The organism is Synechococcus sp., assembly GCF_982614295.1.
In genome coordinates, this window is sequence record NZ_CEXBMR010000019.1 from 25,789 (window position 1) to 27,657 (window position 1,869).

1 protein-coding gene is annotated in these 1,869 nt (G+C 53.1%); it reads right to left on the minus strand.

What is annotated here, in order from left to right; all coding sequences use genetic code 11:
• Positions 1-55: 55 nt before the first annotated feature.
• Positions 56-1,869, minus strand: a 1,814-nt coding sequence (gene cobJ, locus AC2JC8_RS04870) for a precorrin-3B C(17)-methyltransferase (RefSeq protein ID WP_484594285.1), incomplete at its 5' end; no start/stop codon positions are given.

Genomic DNA, 1,869 nt, shown 5'->3' on the forward strand with positions numbered 1-1,869 from the left:
TTTGAAAAATCCAGGCTCAGCTAACCGAATTATTAAATAACAAATAATCAAATAACTAACTCAATTCAGCCCCGGGATAACCCCTGGGGGTTGCCATCAAGCCTGCTGCAATTTTTGTGCTGCTATTACCAACTAATACCAAGCTAAACATGTCTACTTGTTCAACAGGTAAATCAGCTAATTGGTGCAGGCTGATTAATTCTTCTGGCCTAGAAAGTTGGCGGCAGATTGCCACTGGTGTTGCGGGAGCCCTTTGCTCCAGTAGTAGCTCAAGGGCTCGGGCCAGTTGCCAAGATCGTCCTTGGGAGCGGGGGTTGTAAAGGGCCACTACAAAATCACCAATAGCAGCTGCCTGCAGCCGTTTTTCAATTACCGACCAAGGGGTAAGCCGATCACTAAGGCTCACGGTGCAAAGGTCGTGCATTAAAGGTGCACCAAGCCGTGCTGCGGCCATTTGAAAAGCAGAGATACCGGGGTGAACATTGAATAAAGGTCGTTCTTGTTCTGGCAATTGCAGCCATTCCTCCAAGGCCAGGCCTGCCATGCCATACATGCCACTCTCGCCGCTCGAAATCAATGCCACTGCAACGCCTTGGCAGGCCAAGGCCAAAGCTTCTTGGCAGCGTTGCCGCTCTTGGGTGAGTTGGCCTTCCATCCTGGCTTGATCCTGGCGGCGTAATGGTTCCAGTAAATCCAGATAAAGGCTGTAGCCCACCCAAACCTGCGCTGCCGCAAGGGCACTGCGGGCTGCGCCAGTGAGTTGTTTAATGCAACCGGGGCCAGCACCCACCAGGTGCAAACTGCCTCGTTGCGGCGCCCAGGCCGCGGCGGCTTTTGCGATCGCAACAGTTACGGCCCCTTCTCCAGGGGCGCCGCGCAAGATCGCTTTAGCTGCTACTAATTCAGCACCGGGGCCTGCTGCTGCCAAAGCAGCCGCTTCCGCCACACTGGCTGTTCCCACCTCCTTTGCTACTGCTGCAGATGGGTTGGGCACTTTGATTAGAGCAAGGGCTTCTGCACGAAAAAATCGCAATGGCCATTGGCGCCCAGCGGCTAAAGCGAGTAGCGCAGGTTCGTCGGCTTTTAGATCAAGGCTTGCAATACCAGCTACGGCTGCTTCTGCCAAATTTGCTTGGCTAAAAGCTTGAGTTACCGCTTTTTGCAACAGCAATAAACTGCTATTTCGTTCACAACCAATACCAATCCAGAGCACAGGTGGATGCCAGCGGCAGCCAAGGCCAAGGTGGGCGCTAACCAGCAACTCGCCTTCGCCTTCGCTTTCAGCAGCTTGTATCGGAACACCACTGGCCTTAAGGCTCTCAAGGGCTAAGGGTTCGCCTGAATTTTGAGAAACAAGCAACAGCTCATTGCGAGCTGCTTTTTTCATCAGCTCATCCCAGGGGCCTTGGCCTTTCTGCCAACCCCAGGCGAAACCCCAAATGTCTAGGCCAACGCGGCCATTACTGCTGCTGAAACCCGTTGTTAGAACGCTGGCTTGAAGTAAGGGCGCAAGCCTGTTGGCATAACGTTCACCACCAGCGGCATGTCCGCCTAATAAAGGTATTAATTGTTCGCCGTTGCCGCTGAGTAGCAGCACAGCTGGATCGATGCTTTTGGCTTGCAGCAATGGTGCGATTAAACGGATCAAAGCACCAGCAGCCATGGCACCCAGCAGTAATTCAATATCGGGCCATAGCTCGCTTAATTTGCTGCTGGCAAGCAGTTGCGGGCGTTTTTCATCAAGAAGGTGGTTTGGCACCAAAATTGCTTCCAGTTCAGCGCAATTCAGCAGCGGTTCAAGCTGTTTAAAGCCTTCCTGGCTGGCGCAGATCCCCAGTTGCATCAGATTTCCACCTCGATGGTTTCTGG